Source organism: Bradyrhizobium cosmicum, assembly GCF_032290525.1.
Taxonomy (GTDB): domain Bacteria; phylum Pseudomonadota; class Alphaproteobacteria; order Rhizobiales; family Xanthobacteraceae; genus Bradyrhizobium; species Bradyrhizobium cosmicum_A.
This window is the reverse complement of record NZ_JASXTA010000011.1, coordinates 20,008-41,059: the sequence shown is the minus strand read 5'-3', so window position 1 is coordinate 41,059 and position 21,052 is coordinate 20,008. Positions and strand designations below refer to the sequence as shown.

Below are 21,052 nucleotides of genomic sequence, written 5' to 3'. Positions count from 1 at the left end.
CCTCAGCGCACCGTGCTTCCCAACGTAGACCCCGTCGCGCCCTTCTGCGCCTGCTCTTCCTTCTCACGATCCGCCGCCGGCATCAGCCGCTTGCGCTCGCGCTCCTTCAGATAGGCGTCGTATTGCGGCGTGCCGGGGCGCGGCGGTGCGTCGGCTGGCAGGCCGCCAGCCCATTGCGGGACGTAGTCACCCATGCCGGCCGAGAGCTTTTCGTTGACGGTGCCGCAGCCGGACAGCCCCGCGGCGAGCGCAACGAGGGCGAGAACGGAGCGGAAAGGCTTGAGCATTGAGGGTGCGCGAATTCAGTGTGTTGGACGCCAGATCAGGCTGGCGCGGCGGAGACTAGCCTTCAACAAGGTAAAATAGACTTATTCGAGGTAGGTAACGTATTACCGAACAGCGGTCGGCCGAGCCCTTCAATGTCCGATTTCTACAAAAGAAAGACGAAATCCTCCATCCACGCCGTCGGTCGCATTTCTAGACTGTGGCGACAGCCTCGCGACAAATCGGCTTGGTCGGCGCGGGGGTTTTTTCGTTGACAGGTCCATTTTATTTGTACAATCGTACAAATAGGCGAAGCCGGGGAGTCCGGGGTAACCTCGACACACTGCTTCCCGTCGGCGATCGGAACGCTTGGCTTGCGCCGAATGGCCGCCAAACGTCCGATTGACAATAAGGGCGCGAAAGACGCCTTGTGGCGCGCGACATCGCGCGTGCGTGAGCTAAGATAACGGCAAGGACCGGGCACTCGGTCCGGCGCACGAGAGGTCAGGAATGAAGGGGAGGGACGTCTGATGTTCGAACGCAAGACATTTTCATGGACGGCAGCAGCGGCCGTCATCGCCGGCCTGGCGGCTCTCGCGCCCGCCAAGGCCGAGGACGCCGTCAAGATCGGCCTGATCCTGCCGATGACCGGCGGCCAGGCCTCGACCGGCAAGCAGATCGAGAATGCGATCAAGCTCTATATGCAGCAGAAGGGCGACACCGTCGCCAGCAAGAAGGTCGAGATCATCCTCAAGGACGACGCTGCGATTCCGGACAAGACCAAGACGGCCGCGCAGGAGCTGATCGTCAACGACAAAGTCAATTTCATCGCCGGCTTCGGCGTGACGCCGGCCGCGCTCGCGGCGGCTCCGCTCGCGACGCAGGCCAAGATCCCGCAAGTGGTGATGGCGGCCGGCACCTCGATCATCACCGAGCGCTCGCCCTACATCGTGCGCACAAGCTTCACGCTGGCGCAGTCCTCCACCATCATCGCCGACTGGGCAGTGAAGAACGGCATCAAGAAGGTGGCGACGCTCACCTCCGACTACGCGCCGGGCAACGATGCGCTGAACTTCTTCAAGCAGAATTTCACAGCCGGCGGCGGTGAGGTGGTCGAGGAGGTCAAGACGCCGCTCGCAAATCCCGATTTCGCGCCGTTCCTTCAGCGCATGAAGGACGCAAAACCCGACGCGATCTTCGTGTTCGTGCCGGCCGGCCAAGGCGGCAACTTCATGAAGCAGTACGCCGAGCGCGGCCTCGACAAGGCCGGCATCAAGGTGATCGGGCCGGGCGACGTCACTGACGACGATCTGCTCAACAACATGGGCGACGCCGTGCTCGGCACGGTCACCGCACATCTCTATTCGGCGGCGCACCCCTCGCAGATGAACAAGGATTTCGTCGCGGCCTACAAGAAGGCTTTCGGCAACCGTCCGGGCTTCATGGCCGTGAGCGGTTATGACGGCATCCACCTCATCTACGAGGCGTTGAAGAAGACCAATGGCGACACCGACGGCACCAAGCTGGTCGAGGCCATGAAGGGCCAGAAGTGGGAGAGCCCGCGCGGCCCGATCTCGATCGACCCCGAGACGCGTGACATCGTGCAGAACATCTACATCCGCAAGGTCGAGAAGGTCGACGGAGAACTCTATAACGTCGAGTTCGCGACCTTCGAAGCCGTCAAGGATCTCGGCAAGACCAAGAAGTGACGCGCGAAAGCGCGTCATCCCCGAGCGCGCTTAGCGCGCATCGGGGATCTCGAAATTGTTGAATGAGATTCCGGGTTCAGCGCTGCGCGCTGCCCCGGAATGACGAACGCCCACCCGGATCAATCGGCTCTCGATGACCTCCATCCTTACCAACCTGTTCGATGGCGTTGCCTACGGCATGCTGCTGTTCGTGCTCGCCTGCGGGCTCGCGGTCACGCTCGGCCTGATGAACTTCGTCAACCTCGCCCACGGCGCCTTCGCCATGGCCGGCGGCTATGTCTGCATGGTGCTGGTCAACCGGATGGGCTGGCCGTTCTTCGCCGCGCTGCCGCTCGCCTTCGTCTCGTCGGCCGCAATCGGTATCGCGCTCGAGCGCACGCTCTACCGTCACCTCTATGCGCGCAGCCATCTGGATCAGGTGTTGTTCACGATCGGCCTGACTTTCATGTCGGTCGCGGCCGTCGACTACATCCAGGGCTCTTCGCGCGTCTTCATCAACTTGCCGGCCGCGCTCCAGGGCCAGTTCGACCTGTTCGGCGTCGGCATCGGCCGCTACCGGCTGATGATCATCGTGATCTGCGGCCTGCTCACCATCGCGCTCCAGATGGTGCTGGCAAAGACGCGTTTCGGCAGCCGGCTGCGCGCAGCGGTCGATGATCCCCGTGCCGCGAGCGGCCTCGGCATCAACGTGCCGCAGGTGTTCGCCTTCACCTTCGCCTTCGGTTGCGGCCTTGCCGGTCTCGGCGGCGCCCTCAGCGCGGAGATTCTCGGCCTCGATCCGTATTTCCCGCTGAAGTTCATGATCTACTTCCTGATCGTGGTCACCGTCGGCGGCTCCTCCTCGATCACCGGTCCCTTCCTGGCCTCGCTCCTGCTCGGCATCGGTGACGTCGCCGGCAAATATTACGTGCCGAAGATGGGCCCCTTTGTGATCTACACCATGATGATCGTGATTCTGATCTGGCGCCCGAACGGCCTGTTCGGCCGCACGGCCGCGCGTTGAGTTCGCCGATGAGCGCTTCATCCGACGTCGGTTATCACGCCCAGCGCCAGGCGCGCTGGCACTACGGCGAGGCCACCTTCTGGCTCATCGTGCTGGGCTGCGGCTTCGCATTTCCCACGCGCTACCTGATCATGACCGATATCCTGCGGCTGGCGCTGTTTGCGATGTCGCTCGACCTCATCCTCGGCTATGCCGGCATCGTCTCGCTCGGCCACGCCGCCTTCTTCGGCGCCGGCGCCTATGCTGCGGGGCTGCTTGCGCTGCACGGCATCATCAACGAGCCCGTGCTCGCGTTGATCGTCGCCGGGCTCGTCGCGATGGTGCTGGGCTTCGCCACGAGTTTCCTGGTGATCCGCGGCGTCGATCTGACCCGGCTGATGGTCACGCTCGGAATCGCGCTGCTGCTGGAAGCGCTCGCCGAACGCTTCTCCAACATCACCGGCGGCACCGACGGTCTGCAAGGCATCGAGATGCAGCCGATCTTCGGCGAAATTCCCTTCGACATGTTCGGCAAGACCGGCTTCTTCTATTCGCTGGCCGTGCTGTTCGTGCTGTTCCTGCTTGCCCGCCGCGTCGTGCATTCGCCGTTCGGCCTGTCGCTGCGCGCGATCAAGAACAATCCGCTGCGCGCTGCCGCCATCGGCGTTCCGGTCAACCGCCGCCTGATCGCGATCTACACGCTCGCGGCGTTCTATGCCGGCATCGCCGGGGCACTGTTTACCCAGACCACCGCGATCGCCTCGCTGGACGTGTTTGCCTTCGAGCGCTCGGCCGATTTGATGCTGGTGCTCGTGATCGGCGGCACCGGCTATCTCTATGGCGGGCTGATCGGCGCGGTGGTATTCCGCATGCTCCAGGAATTGTTCTCGACGATCACCCCGCAATACTGGCAGTTCTGGATCGGCCTCGTGCTGGTCGTGATCGTGCTGGTCGGGCGCCAGCGCCTGCATCGCTGGGCGCTGTACGTGCCAAACCTGATCATCAAGCAGATTGCCGGACGCAAGGCGGTCGTCGCCGTGCCGGAGAGCGACGCATGACCATCGCGCTCGAAACCCAGAATCTCGAAAAGCAGTTCGGCGGCCTGCGCGTCACCCGCGATCTCTCCCTGAAGGTCGAGCAGGGCGCCCGCCACGCGCTGATCGGCCCGAACGGCGCCGGCAAGACTACCGTCATCAACCAGCTCACCGGCGTGCTGAAGCCGAACTCGGGCCGCATCCTGCTCGAAGGCCAGGACATCACCGATCTGCCCGTGCACAAGCGCGTGCTGCGCGGCTTGTCGCGCACCTTCCAGATCAACCAGCTCTATCCTGATCTTACCCCGCTCGAGACCATTGGCCTTGCCGTCTCCGAGCGCCTCGGCCATGGCGGCGAATGGTGGCGTCGGATGGGCACGCGCAGCGACGTCAACGGCGAGATCGCCGATCTGCTGACGCGCTTCCATCTGCTCGACGTCATGAACGAGCAGACCGTAACCCTGCCTTACGGCAAGCAGCGCCTGCTCGAGATCGCCGTCGCGATCGCAGCCAAGCCGCGCGTGCTGCTGCTGGATGAGCCCGCCGCCGGCGTGCCCGAGAGCGAGCGCCACGACATTCTTGCGGTCGTAGGCAGCCTGCCGCGCGACGTCACCGTGCTCCTGATCGAGCACGACATGGATCTCGTCTTCTCCTTCGCCGATCGCATCTCGGTGCTGGTCTCGGGTGCGCTGCTCACCGAAGGCCCGCCGGACCAGGTCGCGCGCGATCCGCAGGTCAAGGCGGTCTATCTCGGCGAGGAGGCGGTCAATGTCTGACCTGCTCGCAATCGACGGACTTCGCGCCGGCTATGGCGAGGCGGTGGTGCTGCCCAACATGTCCCTGCGCCTCGCCGAAGGGCAGGTGCTGGCGCTGTTGGGGCGCAATGGTACCGGCAAGACCACGTTGATCAACTCCATCGTTGGCGTCACCCGCCGCTTCTCCGGCACCATCGCGCTCGCCGGCGCCGACGTCACGCCCTTGCGGCCCGACCAGCGGGCCCGCGCCGGCATCGGCTGGGTGCCGCAGGAGCGCAACATCTTCCGTTCGCTGACGGTCGAAGAGAACATGACGGCGGTGGCGCAGCCCGGCCCCTGGACCGTCGAGAGGGTCTACGAGATGTTCCCGCGGCTGAAGGAGCGGCGGGGCAATTTCGGCAACCAGCTCTCCGGCGGCGAGCAGCAGATGCTGGCGATCGGCCGCGCGCTGACCCTCAATCCCAAGGTCCTGCTGCTGGACGAGCCGACCGAGGGCCTTGCGCCCATCATTGTCGAGGAGCTCTTGAGGGCGATCGGGACCATCACCCGGACAGGGGGCATCTGCTCCATCATCGTCGAGCAGAATGCCCAAAAGATTCTGGGGCTCGCCGACCGCGTTGTGATATTGGAGCGCGGAACGATCGTCCACGACGCCCCGAGCGCCGCGCTGAAGGCCGACCCGTCGGTCCTGGAGCGCCACCTTGGCGTCGCCGGAGCGGCCGCCCACTAGAGCATCCCGGGAGTTAGAAGAATGCAGCGAACCAGAGCCCCCTTCCGCGCCGACGAGGTCGGCAGCCTCCTGCGTCCGGCCAAGATCAAGGAAGCCCGCAGCCGTCTCGAGAAGGGCGAGATCTCGATCGACGATCTGCGCAAGATCGAGGACATGGAGATCGAAAAGGTCGTGCACAAGCAGGCCTCGATCGGCCTCAAGCTCGCGACCGACGGCGAGTTTCGCCGCTCCTGGTGGCATTTCGATTTTCTGGCCAAGCTGACCGGCTGCGAGCTGTTCCACCCGGACACCGGCATCCAGTTCGCGGGCGTGCAGACCCGTCACGACGCGGTACGCGTGATCGGCAAGCTCGACTTCCCCGATGACCACCCGATGCTGGACCACTTCCGCTTTCTGAAGAAGTACACCGACCAGGCCCACGTCACCGCCAAGATGACGATCCCCTCGCCGGCGGTGCTGCACTTCCGCGGCGGCCGCAAGGCGATATCCAAGGACGTCTACCCCGATCTCGACGCGTTCTACGAGGATCTCGGCAAGACCTACCGCAAGGCCGTGAAGGCGTTCTACGACGCCGGCTGTCGTTATCTCCAGTTCGACGACACCGTCTGGGCCTATCTCTGCTCGCAGGACGAATTGCAGAAGGCCCGCGAGCGCGGCGACAATCCCGAAGGTCTCCAGCAGATCTATGCGCGCATCATCAACTACGCGCTCGCCGAGAAGCCCGCCGACATGGTGGTGACGACCCATGTTTGCCGCGGCAATTTCCGCTCGACCTGGATCTCCTCGGGCGGTTACGAACCGGTCGCCGAGACCATGCTCGCCGGCACCAATTACGACGGCTACTTCCTCGAATATGACAGCGACCGCGCCGGCGGCTTCGAGCCGCTGCGCTTCCTGCCCAAGGGCAACAAGGTCGTCGTGGTCGGCGTCATCACCTCGAAGTTCGGTGAGCTCGAGAAGAAGGAGGACATCAAACGTCGTCTGGAAGAGGCCTCCAAGTTCGCGCCGCTGGAGCAGCTCGCGGTGTCGCCTCAGTGCGGTTTTGCTTCCACCGAAGAGGGCAACATCCTCTCCGAGGAAGAGCAGTGGGCCAAGCTCAGCCTTGCGGTGGAGATCGCCAAGGAAGTGTGGGGCCAGTAAGCCTCCGCTCGCTTCGCCACGTGAGTGACGCGGAGCGTCACCACGCTCTCGTCGTCATTCCCCGCAAAGGCGGGGAATCCAGTACGCCGTGGCCTTTCGGTGAATCACTGACGTCTTCGAATACTGGATCGCCCGGTCAAGGCCGGGCGATGACAGCTGAATGTTGGGCGAAGAGCGCGCCGTCGTCACTTCTCCATCAGATAGACGTCGCCCAGCGACCGCTGCACCCGCGTGCCCTTGGTCGATGAGACGACCTCTGCCGCACCCACGTCAGCATCTGCGTACCTCCCGCCCCCGGCGTGCCGGCGTTGCGGGAGACGGCGGCGGAAAACGGTTCGCTGCGTTCAGTTCCCGCCATTGGAAGTAGAGGAAGGGCAGAGTGGGTATTCCCCTAGTGGGCAGATCTTGCTAAGAGACTGTTCCCAACGCTTCTGCCCACCGTTTCCCAACTCATGAAAAACGACGAAATCCTCAGCCAGATCACCGAGTTCTGCCGCAAGGCGGACATGGCGGAATCGACGTTTGGCCGGCGCGCGGTGAACGATGGGAAGCTGGTGCAGCGCCTGCGCGAGGGAAAGCGCATCACCATCGACACGCTGGAGCGGATCCAGGCCTATATCGCCGCGTCGACGACCGGCGGCCTGCCGCCGCCGCGAGGGCTTCAGGTGCCGCCGGAAAAGCGTGATCCGCGCGGCAATTTCCGCTTCTTCGAGAACCGGCAGAAATACCTGCTGTTCGTCCATACCTGCAGCGAGAAGCGGGTGGTCGCCGAGCGCGTGGCGCTCGAGCTCGCCAGCATCCATCCGCGTCCGCCGGCGCTGCGCATCTTCGATGCCGGCGTCGGCGACGGCACGGTGCTGGCGCGGGTGCTGCGCGCAACGCACCAGCGCTACCCGCATATGCCGTTCTATGTGGCCGGCAAGGAACTCAGTCTCGAGGACCTTCGCCTGACGCTGGAGAAGGTGCCGGACCGCATTTTCGAGCATCCGGCGTCGGTGTTCGTCTTCACCAACATGTTCTATTCGGAGGCGCCCTGGCTGACGCCGGCGTCGCCTGCGGCGGCGGCTGCGACCGTCTGGCACGAGGTTCCGCTGCGGGGCGCCTCATCGGGCGAGTTCGAGCAGCAGATCGCCGAGCTGCGGCCGTTCCTGGAGCAGAACTGGCGTGCCGCCATCAGCCCACGCACGGCCATGCCGCTCTATGAACGGCCCGTCGTCCTTGTGCTCTATCGCGAGGATCACCGGTTCCTGCTGGATTCGACCATTCCCCGGCCGGGGCAGACCGAGGCCAATTTCGATCTCGTCATTGCCTCACAGCCCTACCGAGCCCTGTCCTCGGTCAATTTCCGGGCAAAGCGGATTATTGCGCCCCTGGCGCGCGCGCTTCGGCCCGGGGGGCGGCTGATCGGAATCCACTCCCACGGCCAGGATCCGGGCATGGAAATGATCCAGGCGATCTGGCCGGGAGAAAATCCTTTCTCGGTCAGCCGTCATGAGTTATTGCGCGCGGTGAAGTACGAGCTTGGGGCGTTGGGCCGGGACCTGAATTTTAATGCCTACGCGGATAACCGTTCGATCTTCAGGTATGATATGGAAGCGCTGCCCAACGAGGTAACGGGTACCATCGGAACCTCGACGGCCTTTGCAGCGTGGAATGCGGCGGTGTATGTCGCTCAGATCGAGGACGATCGTTTGACAGAAATGACTCAAAACGGCCGCACTCTGGATGCCGCCAGGGATGTGCTGCGAAAGTACAACGGGCTCTGGTTTCTCGACGAATCCTACGTCATCTCGCGACGGCGTGATTGACTTAATCCGAAGGTAAACATCGCAAACGCCCGCCAGCTTAGCGGCGGAACAAGGGGTTACTGATGCGCGCGTCCTATCTCTTCACCAGCGAGTCCGTGTCCGAGGGCCATCCCGACAAGGTCTGCGACCGGATCTCCGATGAAATCGTCGATCTGTTCTACCGCGAAGGGCCGAAGGCCGGCATCGACCCCTGGCAGATCCGCGCCGCCTGCGAGACGCTGGCCACGACCAACAAGGTGGTGATCGCCGGCGAGACCCGCGGCCCGAAGTCCGTCACCAACGACCAGATCGAGAGCGTCGTGCGCGCCGCGATCAAGGACATCGGCTACGAGCAGGACGGCTTCCACTGGGAGAAGGCCGACATCGAGATCCTGCTGCATCCGCAGTCGGCCGACATCGCGCAGGGCGTCGATGCGCTGCAGCCGGGCGAGGTCAAGGAAGAGGGGGCGGGCGACCAGGGCATCATGTTCGGTTACGCCACCAACGAGACGCCGGATCTGATGCCGGCGCCGATCTTCTACGCTCACAAGATCCTGCGTCTCATCTCCGAAGCCCGCCATTCCGGCCGCGAGAAGGTGCTGGGTCCGGACTCCAAGAGCCAGGTCACGGTGCAGTACGAGAATGGTAAGCCGGTCGCCGTGCGCGAGATCGTGGTGTCGCACCAGCATCTGGTCGAGGACATCTCGTCCAAGCAGATCCGCGACATCGTCGAGCCCTATGTGCGCGAGGCGCTGCCGAAGGACTGGATCACGCCGAAGACCATCTGGCACATCAATCCGACCGGCAAGTTCTACATCGGCGGTCCCGACGGCGATTCCGGCCTGACCGGGCGCAAGATCATCGTCGATACCTACGGCGGCGCGGCCCCGCATGGCGGCGGCGCGTTCTCCGGCAAGGATCCGACCAAGGTCGACCGTTCGGCGGCTTACGCCGCGCGCTACGTCGCCAAGAACATCGTCGCGGCCGGTCTTGCGGATCGCTGCACGCTGCAGCTCGCCTACGCCATCGGCGTGGCGCGTCCGTTGTCGATCTACATCGACACCCACGGCACCGGCAAGGTGTCGGAGGATCAGCTCGAGAAGGCCGCCGCCAAGGCGATGGACCTCACCCCGCGCGGCATCCGTACCCATCTCGATCTCAACCGCCCGATCTACGCACGCACCTCAGCCTACGGCCATTTCGGCCGCACGCCGGACAACGAGGGTGGCTTCTCCTGGGAGAAGACCGACCTCGTCGAAGCGCTCAAGCGCGCCGTCTAACCTTATGCGTCATTCCGGGGCGCCCGCGTGAGCGAGCGAACCCGGGATCCTCATCCATCGCGTCGAGATTCCGGGGGCACCTCTCGAGGGCGACCCCGGAACGACCAATTCAACAACAGGACCTCCGCTATGAATGCGAAGCCCGGCTTCACCGACTACATCGTCAAGGACATTTCGCTCGCCGATTTCGGCCGCAAGGAGCTCTCGCTCGCCGAGACCGAGATGCCCGGCCTGATGGCCACCCGCGAGGAATACGGCCCCAAACAACCTTTGAAGGGCGCGCGCATCGCCGGCTCCCTGCACATGACGATCCAGACCGGCGTGCTGATCGAGACGCTGGCCGCGCTCGGCGCCGACATCCGCTGGGTTTCCTGCAACATCTATTCGACGCAGGACCACGCTGCCGCGGCGATCGCGGCGGCCGGCATTCCCGTTTTCGCCGTCAAGGGCGAGACGCTGACCGAGTACTGGGACTACACCGCAAAGCTGTTCGACTGGCACGGCGGCGGTCACCCGAACATGATCCTCGATGACGGCGGCGATGCCACCATGTACGTTCATCTCGGTCTGCGCGCCGAGAACGGCGACACCGCCTTCCTCGACAAGCCCGGCTCCGAGGAAGAGGAAGTCTTCTTCGCGCTTCTGAAGAAGCAGCTCAAGGAGAAGCCGAAGGGCTACTTCGCCGAGATCGCCAGGAGCATCAAGGGCGTTTCCGAAGAGACCACGACGGGCGTGCATCGTCTCTATGACATGCAGAAGGCCGGCACGCTGCTGTGGCCGGCGATCAACGTCAACGACAGCGTGACAAAATCGAAGTTCGACAACCTCTATGGCTGCCGTGAATCGCTGGTCGACGGCATCCGCCGTGGCACCGACGTGATGATGTCCGGCAAGGTCGCGATGGTCGCGGGCTTCGGCGACGTCGGCAAGGGTTCGGCCGCCTCGCTGCGCCAGGCCGGCTGCCGCGTCATGGTCTCCGAAATCGATCCGATCTGCGCGCTGCAGGCGGCGATGGAAGGCTATGAGGTCGTGACCATGGAAGATGCCGCCCCGCGCGCCGACATCTTCGTCACCGCCACCGGCAACAAGGACATCATCACCATCGAGCACATGCGCGCGATGAAGGATCGCGCCATCGTCTGCAACATCGGCCACTTCGACAACGAGATCCAGATCGCGGGTCTGCGCAACCTGAAGTGGACCAACATCAAGCCGCAGGTCGACGAGATCGAATTCCCCGACAAGCACCGCATCATTATGCTGTCGGAGGGCCGTCTCGTGAACCTCGGCAACGCGATGGGCCATCCGTCCTTCGTGATGTCGGCCTCCTTCACCAACCAGACGCTGGCGCAGATCGAGCTGTTCGCCAACAACAAGGACGGCAAGTACAAGAAGGAAGTCTACGTGCTGCCGAAGTCGCTGGACGAGAAGGTGGCCCGGCTGCATCTCGCCAAGATCGGCGTCAAGCTCACCGAGCTGCGCAAGGACCAGGCCGACTATATCGGCGTCAAGCAGGAAGGTCCGTACAAGAGCGATCACTATCGCTACTGAGCCATTGGTTGGACCGAGCATCGACGCGAGGCCCCGGAGCGATCCGGGGCTTCGTTGTTTCGGCGCATGGAATTCAACTCGCTCTGCAGTTGCTGCACGGCTGATTGCCAATTGACGGCCAGCAGCGGCGGGCGGACAATCCTCCTCGGCGGAGGAAACCATGCAACAAGAACATTTCGACGTCCTGATCGTAGGTGCCGGGCTATCAGGCATCGGCGCGGGCTATCATCTTCAGACCAAATGCCCGGGCAAGAGCTACGTCATCCTGGAGGGGCGCGATTGCATCGGCGGCACCTGGGACCTGTTTCGCTATCCCGGTGTCCGCTCCGACAGCGACATGTTCACGCTCGGCTATTCGTTCAAGCCGTGGACCGACTCGAAGGCGATCGCGGACGGGCCGCAGATCCTGAACTATGTGCGCGAGACCGCAACCGAGAACGGCATCGAGAAGCACATCCGTTTCCGCCATCGCGTCAAGCGTGCGGAGTGGTCAACGAGTGAGGCGCGCTGGACCGTGGAGGCCGAGCGCGTCACGGGTGAGGGCGCAACCGAGCCGGTGCGCTTCACCTGCAATTTCCTGTTCATGTGCTCGGGCTACTACAAATACGAGGCAGGCTATACACCGGAGTTTTCAGGCGCAGCCGATTTCGCCGGCCGCATCGTGCATCCGCAGAAATGGACCGAGGATATCGACTATGCGGGCAAGCGCGTCGTCGTGATCGGCTCGGGTGCAACCGCAGTGACGCTGGTGCCGGAGCTCGCCAAGAAGGCGGCGCAGGTCACCATGCTTCAGCGCTCGCCGACCTACGTAGTGTCGCGCCCGGCGCAGGATCCCGTCGCCAACAAATTGCGCCGCAACCTGCCGACGCGGCTCGCTTATCATGTCATTCGCTGGCGCAACGTGATGTGGGGGATGTTCTTCTTCCAGCTCAGCCGGCGCCGTCCCGCAAAGGTCAAGGAGCTGGTCCTCAAGGGCGTGAGAAGCGCGCTCGGCCCCGACTACGACGTCGCGACCCATTTCACGCCGCGCTATAATCCCTGGGACCAGCGGCTGTGCCTCGTGCCTGACGGCGATCTCTTCAAGGCGATCCGGGAGCAGCGTGCTTCCGTCGTCACCAACGAGATCGACACCTTTACGCGCGACGGCATCCGCCTCAAGGACGGCAGCGAGCTTGCGGCCGACATCATCGTGACGGCGACAGGGCTGGTGCTCCAGGTTGTCGGCGGCCTCGACATCAGTGTCGGCGGCCGCACTGTCGATTTCGCCAATGCGCTGACCTACAAGGGCATGATGTATGCGGATGTGCCGAACATGGCGTCGGCTTTCGGCTACACCAACGCGTCGTGGACGCTGAAATGCGATCTCACCTGCGAATATGTCTGCCGCTTGATCAACTACATGGACCGGCACAATTTCCGCCAGTGCGTGCCGCACAATGATGATCCGACCATCACCGCGCAGCCGTCGCTCGATTTCACCTCGGGCTATGTGCAGCGCTCGGTGGCGAAGATGCCCAAGCAGGGCTCGAAGCAGCCGTGGCGGCTCTACCAGAACTATGCCCTCGACATCGTCTCCCTGCGCTTCGGCCGGATCGACGACGGCGTGATGCGATACTCCTGATCTTGCTACGTAAATTACCGGAGAAGGCTTGAGCGCTTGAGACGAATCGCGACTTAGGGTAGCATTGTTGCGTTGCAAGAAATTTATTTCCGGCGACGTCTGAGTTCCGCGTTGTTGCCGTCTTGAGGAGAGCGCGGAACATGTACGTCCTTGCTCTGGTCACGCAGAAGGGCGGAAGCGGTAAGAGTACGCTGTCCGCTGGATTGGCGGTGGCAGCGATGCAGCGCGGAGAGCGCGTCGCTCTCATTGAAGCGGACGCGCAAGGCACGATCTTGAAATGGAAAGAGCGCCGCGAGAATCGCTATCCTTGCGTCGAGCATGTTGCCGATCCCGCCGAGATCGAGCCGTTGATCGCGCGCCTTCGGGCTGAAGGCGTCTGGCTTGCAATCATCGACACTGCCGCGACGACCAACAGCCTGGCGTTGCGCGCTATCGCCAGCGCCGATCTCTGCCTCATCCCGGCGCGTCCGAGCCCGGCCGATATCGAAGCCGCAATCCCTACGCTGATCGCTATTCGCAGGCGCAATCGCCGGTTTGCCTTCATCCTCAATCAGACGCCCGCACGGGGGTGCCGGCTGAGCGAAGCTGCCACGTCGCTCAACTCGCTCGGCGTGCTTGCGCTCCCCTTCATTGGGCAGCGTAACGACCATCAGGATGCGCTCGGGGCAGGGCTGGGCGTGACCGAATTCGCGCCGGAGGGAAAAGCCGCGGAGGAAATTGTGGCCCTATGGGATTGGATCTCGGAGCGTCTCATCGTGGAGTCGAATGATCATGGACAAGCCGCGCTCAAGACAGCCTGCTGACATTGCACGCGCCAGGCGTCGCTCGCTGGTGGAACTGACGGCGGAAGTGAGCCGCGCCGTCGACGAGGGCTTGGCGATGCCCCCGCGCCCGGTCACCGTCTTCCTCCAGGATGCGCCGCAGATCGCGCAAGCAGCGCCTGCTCCGATGACCGCTCCGGCACAGGAAGCGGCCAGCGTCATCGCTGCAAGCCCTGAACCTCCGAGCAGTACCACCACCGATCTCATCCTGGACATGGTCAAGGATTGTCAGGACCGCGCCTTGGACGGCATGAAGGCTGGTGCTCACGCTGCGCTGGATTATGCCAACGACATCGCCAAGCCACGGCTAGCCGGTGGGACGTCGGAGTCTGGAGCAGTCGCCGCGGCGGAAAGCCACCTTATCGAGGCGATTGGAACGGCAGCTGAGTGTCGCGCCGTCGTGCTCGAACTGATGAAAGTGAATGCTGGCGCGACGTTGGAGTATGCGCGGGAGTTGGGCCGTGCGCGAACGCTGGCGGAGTTGGTTGAGCTGTCGAGCACGCATGCGCGAAAGCAATGTGAGTTGGTCCTGAAGCAAACCGAGTTGCTGAGATTGCTTGCTCAAAACATGACAACGCCCGGCGCGAGGTAGCGCCCCTCGCCTGCGTCGCAGGCGCAGCATCATCCTTTGCGTCCGCAGACCAATTCCACCAGCTCGCAAGCGTCAGCAGGACCGACAGAACGCGGAGACCATACCAGGTCTGCTGCAAGCCCTGCGCAGCGTGCCGCGCGGATCATCCTGTCTGGGCTGCGCGGCGGCGCCGGAATTCCTGCACGGGCAGGCCGCCCCAGCCCCAATTGTCGGTCTCGACTTCCTCGATCACGACGAAGGTGGAATCGAGCGGCTTACCGAGCACGTCGAGCAGCAGCTGGCTCGATCCCTTGATCAGTGCGGCCTTCTCCTCCGGCGTGATCGACGCCGCTCCCGGCGTCGTTCCCTCGCGGGTCACTTGAATGGTGATGATGGGCATCGTGTTTCTCCCGCGCTCAGTGGCCGGCGCTCTGGCCGCCGTCGACGTGCAGGATCTCGCCGGTGACGAAGGAGGCCCCCTCGAGATAGAGCACGGCATCGACGATGTCGGACAGCTCGCCCATGTGGCCGACGGGGTGCAGCGCACTGAGCTGGGCATGCGTTTCGACCGGGTGCATCGGCGACTTGATGATCCCGGGCGACACCGCGTTCACGCGGATGCCGCGCCTGGCATATTCGATCGCGAGCGACTTGGTCGCGGCGCTCAGCCCGCCCTTGCTCAGTGAGGCCAGCACCGACGGAACGTTGGAATTGGCGTGGTCGACCAGCGTCGTCGTGATCTGGACGACGTGGCCCGAACCCTGCTTCTCCATTTCGGCGATCGCCAGCTGCGTGACGTGGAAGAAGCCCGCGACGTTGGTGCCCATCACCGTCGCATAGTCCTCAGCGGTGTACTGCGTGAACGGCTTTGCGACGAAGATGCCGGCATTGTTGACCAGCGTATCGACCCGGCCGAAGCGGGCGATGGCCTGCGAAACCACGCGTTCTGCTGTGCTCCGGTCGGCGATGTCGCCGGCAATGGCGAGAACCTCATCGTCGCTCGATGGCTTGATGGAGCGGGCGGTTGCGACGACGCGATAGTTGCGGTCGCGAAAGCCCTGAACCAGGGCAGCGCCGATACCCTGCGAAGCTCCGGTAATGATGGCGACTTTCTGCTCGATACCCATGATGGGCTCCTGTTGCTGGAAACAAAGCCGGTCGGCTGCGGGGAGTGACTGGCGTGGCCCTGAAGTACGCTCGCCCGCCGTTGCCGCGAAGACCCGCCGAACGGCAGACACTGTTTCGCGCCGCGAACGAATGCCCGTCAGGCGGCCGGATCGGTTGTCGGGGCGCGGGCGAGGCCCTAGTTTGCGGAACAGGAGTTTGAGGGGTTGGCGGGGGCATGGATCGTCTCGACGCAATGAAGGTTTTCGTCGTCGCGGTGGACGAGGGCAGCCTCGCGGCCGCCGGGCGCAAGCTCGGCCGCTCGCCGGCGGCCGTGAGTCGAGCCATTGCCTTCCTGGAGGAACGAGTCGGCACCGAACTGCTGCACCGGACCACGCGCTCGATCAAACTGAGCGAGGAGGGCGAGCGCTATGTCGCGATCTGCCGCCGTGTGCTCGCCGAGCTGGAGGAGGCCGACGACATCGCCGCCGGACCGCGCACGGCACCTCGCGGCCTGCTTACGATCACCGCCCCCGTGGTGTCGGGCGAGATGGTGCTGCGGCCGATCCTCGATGCGTTTCTCGACGCCTATCCGACCGTATCGGCAAAGCTGCTGCTGTTCGACCGCGCGGTCAATCTGATCGAGGAGGGCGTCGATGTCGCGCTTCGCATCGGCCATCTGGCGGATTCCGCGATGGTGGCGATGCGGGTCGGCGAGATCAGTCGCGTCGTCGTCGCGGCCCCGCGCTATCTCAAGCAGCATCCGCGCATCACCGAACCCGGCGATCTCGCCAGGCATCAGATCGTGGCAATGGCGCACCTTCCCAATTCCTGGACCTTTGCGCCGCGGGCAGGTTCGTCGGTGCCGCGCACGGTCCAATTTACGCCGCGGCTCGTCGTCAACAGCACCTATGCGGCGGTGGCGTCCGCCGTCGCCGGGCGCGGTGTCGCGCGGATGTATTCGTACCAGGTGGCCGAGCAGGTCCGGCGCGGCGAGCTTGAGATCGTATTGTCGGGCGATGAGGATCCCGAGATGCCCGCGCACCTGATCTGCCCGCAGGGCCGGCTTTCGGTGCCGAAGGTGCGGGCGTTCACCGACTTCGCCGTGCCGCGGCTGAAGAAGCACTTTGCGCAGCTCAAGAAGAGCATCAGTGCGCGCTGACCAGTTGCGCAGGCGGCAATGCGTTGTTTTGCGTATACGGGCGTCCACCTGAATCGGCGATGCTGCCCAAACGGTTAACGCCGATTTAACGGATGAGTCCTAGCCTGTCTCGGCCGGGGTTACTCGCAAGGCCGAGGTGAGCCCAATGGAAGCCCAAAAGATCGCGGTCGACGCCGTCGTCGCGTTGACCGATTGCGACCGTGACGCCGTCATCGCCTTCATCCGCCGGCTCTATCTCGCCGGCGTCACCGACCCCAAGCGCCTGACCTTCAAGGGTCTTCAGGCGCTGTCGCGGGCCTGATTCGGCCGTTCAGTCCGTTTCGGCCCCATCTGCATCCGTGCTCTCCCCAGCGTGAACGCAACCCTGCGGTGAATATCTTGCCGCTCGGGCGGCGTCGCGATAGATCACGTCCCCGCCTGGGTTACTCGGGATTTGGGGAAATGCTGAAACACCTTTTTGCACCGCAACTCGTCATTTTGTATGTGCTTGCGGCTTCAACGATCTACGTTCACTTCCGCGGCAAGCAGCGGCTGCGATTCGCGCGCCAGCTCGGCGATCACTCCACCTATCTCGCCCCCTATAACGTCCTGATGTACGCGGGCTCGGCCGTGCCGAACAGGCCAGTGATCCCGGTCGATCGGTTTCCGGAATTGAAACCGCTCAGCGAGAACTGGGAGACCATTCGCGACGAAGCCGTGCGCCTATTCGACGAAGGCTTCATCCGCGCCGCCGCGAAGAACAACGACTGGGGCTTCTACTCGTTCTTCAAGAGCGGCTGGAAGCGGTTTTACCTGAAATGGTACGACGACTTCCTGCCCTCGGCGCGCACGCTGTGCCCGAACACGGTGGAGCTGCTCAACGCGATCCCGAGCGTGCACGGCGCGATGTTCGCGATGCTGCCGCCCGGCGGCAAGCTCGGCGCCCACCGCGATCCCTTCGCCGGTTCGCTGCGCTATCACCTCGGCCTCGTCACGCCCAACTCGAACAAGTGCCGCATCCTGGTCGACGGCGTCGAATGCGTCTGGCGCGACGGCGAGGCCTTCATGTTCGATGAGACTTTTATTCACAGCGCGGAGAATGCGACCGACGTCAACCGCATCATCCTGTTCTGCGACGTCGAGCGCCCGATGAAGTTCGGCTTCATGACCGCGATCAACCGCTGGGTCAGCCATCACATCGTCAAGGCGTCGGCGACGCAAAACGTCGACGGCGAGAATGTCGGCGTGCTCAACAAGGTGTTCGGCAAGCTCTACGAGATCCATCTCGCCAGCCGCAAGGTCAAGGAGTGGAACCGCAACGTCTACTACACGCTGAAATACTCGCTGACGGCGCTGATCCTCGGCCTCATCGTGCTGTCGGCGTTGCGGTGAGCGGAGCGTCGCAATGAGTTCCTTGCCAAACGCAAACGCGGAGACAGCGCAGTTCTTCCGCACGTGGCTGGAGACCTTCGCCGGCTATGTCCGCGAGGTCGACTACGCTTCGGCGCGGCCGCTGTTTCATCCCGATGTGCTTGCCTTCGGCACGCATAACGATGTGATCCCCGGCCTCGGTCAATGGGTCTCGACGCAATGGGACAATGTCTGGCCGAAGACGACCGACTTTCGCTTCGTCCTCGATCAGACTTCGATTCTGGGGTCTTCCGACGGCACGATGGCCACTGTGATCGCGCCGTGGACGAGCACGGGCTACCATCCCGATGGCAGCGCGTTTCCGCGTCCCGGCCGGGCGACGATGGTGTTTTCGAGACATGGCGATGACTGGCTGTGTGTGCATTCGCACATGTCGCTGAACCGCGGTGTGCCGCAGACGAGCCACGCCAATCGGCCGGTGAAGGCCTGGTAGATCGAAGCCGTTCGGCAGCGTGCGATCGAAATGCAAAAGGCCCCGGACAGATCCGGGGCCTTTCGATGTCGCGATGTCGTGCAGCCTACTCCGGCTGACCGATGCTCACCTTCAGCGTGCCGACGCCGTCGACGCCGCATTCGAGCTTGTCGCCGGGCTGGAGCTGCGACACGCCGGCCGGCGTACCCGTCATGATGATGTCGCCGGCGGCGAGCTTCACCTGCTGCGAAAGCTGCCAGATGATCTCGGGCACGTTCCAGATCAGCTCGGTGAGATCGCCCTTCTGCGCTTCCTTGCCGTTGACCGTGAGCCAGATCTTGCCCTTGGCGGGATGGCCGATCTTCGAGGCCGGCTGCACCGCCGAGCACGGGGCGGAGCCGTCGAACGACTTGCCGACCTCCCACGGGCGCTCCTTCTTGCGCGAGGCGAGCTGGAGGTCGCGGCGGGTGAGGTCGATGCCGACGGCATATCCGTAGACGTGGTCGAGCGCCTTCTCGGCGGGGATGTTGAGGCCGCCGCTCTTCATCGCGACGATCAGCTCGACCTCGTGATGCAGATCCTTCGTCAGCGGCGGATAGGGGATGGTGGCGCCGTCGGGCACCAGCATGTCGGCGTGCTTGGCGAAGAAGAATGGCGGGGCGCGTTCGTCATTGCCCATCTCGCGGATGTGCTCGAGATAGTTGCGGCCGACGCACCAGATGCGGCGCACCGGATAACGGCCGCTTTCCCCGACGACGGGAAGAGACGGCTGGGCTGGAAGCGGGATGACGTAGGAGGCGGCGTTCATATAGCGGTCTCGCTGCTCTTGAGGTGGAACGAACTCTATGCGGTTGCGCTGATCGGCGCCAGAGCGCCGGCGTCGTGATGCTGCAGGCGGAAGAACGAGGCGTAGCGGCCGGATCGGCGCAGCAGCTCGTCGTGCCGGCCCTGTTCGACGATCTCGCCGCCCTCGACCACCAGGATCGCGTCGGCGTGCATGATGGTATGAAGGCGATGCGCGATCACGATGGTGGTGCGGTTCTGGCAGAGATGTTCGATCGCCTCCTGCACCTGCTTCTCGGACTCGGAATCGAGCGCGGCGGTGGCCTCGTCCAGCAGAATGATCGGCGCATTCTTGAGCAGCGCGCGCGCGACCGCGATGCGCTGGCGCTGGCCGCCTGATACCTGGGTGCCGTGCTCGCCGACCGGGGTGTCATAGCCGAGCGGGAAGCCCATGATGAAATCATGGGCGCAGGCCGCCCTGGCGGCATCCATGATCTCGGCTTCGCTCGCGCCGGGCTTGCCGAACGCGATGTTGTTGCGGATGGTGTCGCGGAACAGATAGACGTCCTGGCCGACATAGGCTGTCTGGGCGCGCAACGACTTTCGCGAGATCGCGCCGATCGACTGGTCGTCGATCACGATGTCGCCTTGCGTCACCTCGTGGAAGCGCAGCAGGAGCGAGAGCACCGTCGACTTGCCGCCGCCGGAAGGGCCGACAAGCGCGGTGACCTTGCCGGGCTCGGCGGTGAAGCTCATGCGGTTGAGCACGGTCTCGCCCGCGCGATAGGAGAAGCTGACGTCGCGCAGCTCGATCCGTGCGTCGGACAATTTCAGCGCAGGCTTGTCGTCGTCGGAATGCTCGCTGGCGGGGCTGTCGACGACTTCGAGCAGCATGCGCGCGCCGACGAGCTGGCTGTTCAGGTCGATGTTGAGCCGCGCCAGCCGCTTGGCCGGCTCGGTCGCCATCAGGAAGGCGGTCATGAACGAGAAGAATGCGCCCGGCGTGGCGTTGAGCGCGACCACGCTGTAGCCGCCGTAAAGCAGGCAGCCGGCGACTGCGAAGCCGCCGAGCATCTCCATCAGCGGGTTGGATCGGTTGGCGACGCGAGCCATCTTGTTGGCGTTACGCTCGACGATCGCGATGTTCTCGTCGATGCGCTTCTGCATGGTATCTTCGAGCGTGAACGCCTTGACCGTGCGGATGCCCTGAAGCGACTCCTGCATCGTCTCCATGATGTCGGCGGTGCCCGTGAATTGGTTGAAGGCGAGGCCCTTGATGCGCTTGACCAGCTTGCGCAGCACCAGCATCGCCGGCGGCACCACGACGAGGCCGATGAACGACATCACCGGATCCTGCCAAACCATCACGCCGATCATGGCGAGCAGCATCATGAGATCGCGCCCGACGGCGTTGACCAGCATGTTGAGCACGTCGGTGATGGACTTTGCGCCGGCCGTCAGCCGCGCCAAAAATTCAGACGAATGCCGCTCGGAGAAGAAGCCGACGCTCTCGCGCATCAGTTTTGCGAACAGCTGGCGCTGGTTGGTGGCGAGGATGGCGTTGGAGATCTTGGTCAGGATCACCATGTGGCCGTAGGTCGCCACGCCCTTGATGAAGAGCAGGATCACCGTGATCCCTGAGAACATCGCGATGCCCGGGATGTTCTTGTCGACATAGGCCTGGTTGATGACCTGACCGAGCACATAGGTCGCACCCGCGGTCGATCCGGCGGCAAGAGCCATCAGCGAAAAGGCGACGAGGTAGCGCCGCCAGTAGAGGATCCCCTGTTCCGTGATGAGGCGGCGAACGAGGGCCATTGCCGCATAGGGATCGTCGGTGATTTTCTTTGGAAACTGGGCCATCCGTAGTCCATTGACGGCGCAGGGAAAGCCTGCCCGCGCGTCAGGGATCGAACGGCCTCTGTGCCCGCTAAAG

At 63.8% G+C, this 21,052-nt stretch carries 21 protein-coding genes; 16 read left to right on the top strand and 5 right to left on the bottom strand.

Translation table 11 applies throughout. The features are described from left to right. Positions 1–2: 2 nt before the first annotated feature. Entirely contained in the window at positions 3–287 is a 285-nt protein-coding gene (locus QSV46_RS20355) for a hypothetical protein (protein WP_314955382.1), read from the bottom strand. A 507-nt stretch (positions 288–794) separates the two neighbouring features. On the opposite strand from QSV46_RS20355, the gene QSV46_RS20350 reads away from it, so the two are divergent. The 12 genes from QSV46_RS20350 (at position 795) to QSV46_RS20295 (ending at position 14,266) form a co-directional block, all read left to right on the top strand. Continuing rightward, positions 795–1,973 carry an ABC transporter substrate-binding protein gene (locus QSV46_RS20350; protein ID WP_314955379.1) on the top strand — a complete coding sequence of 393 codons (1,179 nt, stop codon included), beginning with the start codon at positions 795–797 and terminating at the stop codon, positions 1,971–1,973. Positions 1,974–2,106: 133 nt separating this feature from the next. Continuing rightward, entirely contained in the window at positions 2,107–2,976 is an 870-nt protein-coding gene (locus tag QSV46_RS20345) for a branched-chain amino acid ABC transporter permease (RefSeq protein WP_212250637.1), read from the top strand. An 8-nt stretch (positions 2,977–2,984) separates the two neighbouring features. Beyond that, entirely contained in the window at positions 2,985–4,013 is a 1,029-nt protein-coding gene (locus QSV46_RS20340) for a branched-chain amino acid ABC transporter permease (RefSeq protein ID WP_314955365.1), read from the top strand. Next, positions 4,010–4,765, top strand: a complete 756-nt coding sequence (locus tag QSV46_RS20335) for an ABC transporter ATP-binding protein (protein ID WP_314955362.1) — start codon at positions 4,010–4,012, stop codon at positions 4,763–4,765. Before QSV46_RS20340 ends, QSV46_RS20335 begins: the two co-directional genes overlap by 4 nt. After that, on the top strand, positions 4,758–5,474 hold the full coding sequence (locus QSV46_RS20330; protein ID WP_314955359.1) for an ABC transporter ATP-binding protein: 717 nt from the start codon (positions 4,758–4,760) through the stop codon (positions 5,472–5,474). The genes QSV46_RS20335 and QSV46_RS20330 overlap by 8 nt, the downstream gene beginning before the upstream one ends. 21 nt (positions 5,475–5,495) lie before the next feature. Next, a complete protein-coding gene (locus tag QSV46_RS20325) occupies positions 5,496–6,614 on the top strand; it encodes a cobalamin-independent methionine synthase II family protein (RefSeq protein WP_314955357.1) in 1,119 nt (372 codons plus the stop codon). A 452-nt stretch (positions 6,615–7,066) separates the two neighbouring features. Further along, the gene (locus QSV46_RS20320; protein WP_314955354.1) at positions 7,067–8,422 is read left to right on the top strand and encodes a hypothetical protein; all 1,356 of its coding nucleotides are present in this window, start codon (positions 7,067–7,069) and stop codon (positions 8,420–8,422) included. A gap of 62 nt (positions 8,423–8,484) precedes the next feature. Next, complete coding sequence (gene metK / locus QSV46_RS20315) at positions 8,485–9,681, top strand: methionine adenosyltransferase (protein ID WP_314955352.1); 1,197 nt, start codon at positions 8,485–8,487, stop codon at positions 9,679–9,681. Between the two features lie 129 nt (positions 9,682–9,810). After that, entirely contained in the window at positions 9,811–11,232 is a 1,422-nt protein-coding gene (gene ahcY, locus QSV46_RS20310; RefSeq protein ID WP_314955349.1) for an adenosylhomocysteinase, read from the top strand. 160 nt (positions 11,233–11,392) lie between these two features. Further along, positions 11,393–12,853, top strand: coding sequence for an NAD(P)/FAD-dependent oxidoreductase (locus tag QSV46_RS20305; RefSeq protein WP_314955346.1), 1,461 nt, complete (start codon positions 11,393–11,395; stop codon positions 12,851–12,853). 140 nt (positions 12,854–12,993) lie between these two features. Further along, positions 12,994–13,656 carry an AAA family ATPase gene (locus QSV46_RS20300; protein WP_314955344.1) on the top strand — a complete coding sequence of 221 codons (663 nt, stop codon included), beginning with the start codon at positions 12,994–12,996 and terminating at the stop codon, positions 13,654–13,656. Next, the gene (locus QSV46_RS20295; protein WP_314955341.1) at positions 13,625–14,266 is read left to right on the top strand and encodes a phasin family protein; all 642 of its coding nucleotides are present in this window, start codon (positions 13,625–13,627) and stop codon (positions 14,264–14,266) included. Before QSV46_RS20300 ends, QSV46_RS20295 begins: the two co-directional genes overlap by 32 nt. Positions 14,267–14,408: 142 nt before the next feature. Here the strand turns inward: QSV46_RS20295 and QSV46_RS20290 are convergent, their stop codons facing one another. Then, positions 14,409–14,645, bottom strand: a complete 237-nt coding sequence (locus QSV46_RS20290; RefSeq protein WP_314955339.1) for a 4-oxalocrotonate tautomerase family protein — start codon at positions 14,643–14,645, stop codon at positions 14,409–14,411. A gap of 16 nt (positions 14,646–14,661) precedes the next feature. Further along, entirely contained in the window at positions 14,662–15,372 is a 711-nt protein-coding gene (locus QSV46_RS20285) for an SDR family NAD(P)-dependent oxidoreductase (RefSeq protein WP_314955337.1), read from the bottom strand. A gap of 215 nt (positions 15,373–15,587) precedes the next feature. On the opposite strand from QSV46_RS20285, the gene QSV46_RS20280 reads away from it, so the two are divergent. The 4 genes from QSV46_RS20280 to QSV46_RS20265 all read left to right on the top strand — a co-directional run bounded on the left by QSV46_RS20280 (position 15,588) and on the right by QSV46_RS20265 (position 18,354). Beyond that, complete coding sequence (locus QSV46_RS20280; protein WP_314955335.1) at positions 15,588–16,511, top strand: LysR family transcriptional regulator; 924 nt, start codon at positions 15,588–15,590, stop codon at positions 16,509–16,511. A gap of 145 nt (positions 16,512–16,656) precedes the next feature. Continuing rightward, positions 16,657–16,812, top strand: a complete 156-nt coding sequence (locus QSV46_RS20275; protein ID WP_014493894.1) for a hypothetical protein — start codon at positions 16,657–16,659, stop codon at positions 16,810–16,812. A 140-nt stretch (positions 16,813–16,952) separates the two neighbouring features. After that, a complete protein-coding gene (locus QSV46_RS20270) occupies positions 16,953–17,882 on the top strand; it encodes an aspartyl/asparaginyl beta-hydroxylase domain-containing protein (RefSeq protein WP_314955295.1) in 930 nt (309 codons plus the stop codon). A 13-nt stretch (positions 17,883–17,895) separates the two neighbouring features. After that, the gene (locus QSV46_RS20265; protein WP_314955292.1) at positions 17,896–18,354 is read left to right on the top strand and encodes a YybH family protein; all 459 of its coding nucleotides are present in this window, start codon (positions 17,896–17,898) and stop codon (positions 18,352–18,354) included. 85 nt (positions 18,355–18,439) lie between these two features. Here the strand turns inward: QSV46_RS20265 and QSV46_RS20260 are convergent, their stop codons facing one another. Beyond that, positions 18,440–19,141: a fumarylacetoacetate hydrolase family protein gene (locus QSV46_RS20260; RefSeq protein WP_314955289.1), complete on the bottom strand. Its 702-nt coding sequence runs from the start codon at positions 19,139–19,141 to the stop codon at positions 18,440–18,442. 35 nt (positions 19,142–19,176) lie between these two features. Next, complete coding sequence (locus QSV46_RS20255) at positions 19,177–20,979, bottom strand: ABC transporter ATP-binding protein (protein WP_314955287.1); 1,803 nt, start codon at positions 20,977–20,979, stop codon at positions 19,177–19,179. Between the last annotated feature and the right edge of the window lie 73 nt (positions 20,980–21,052).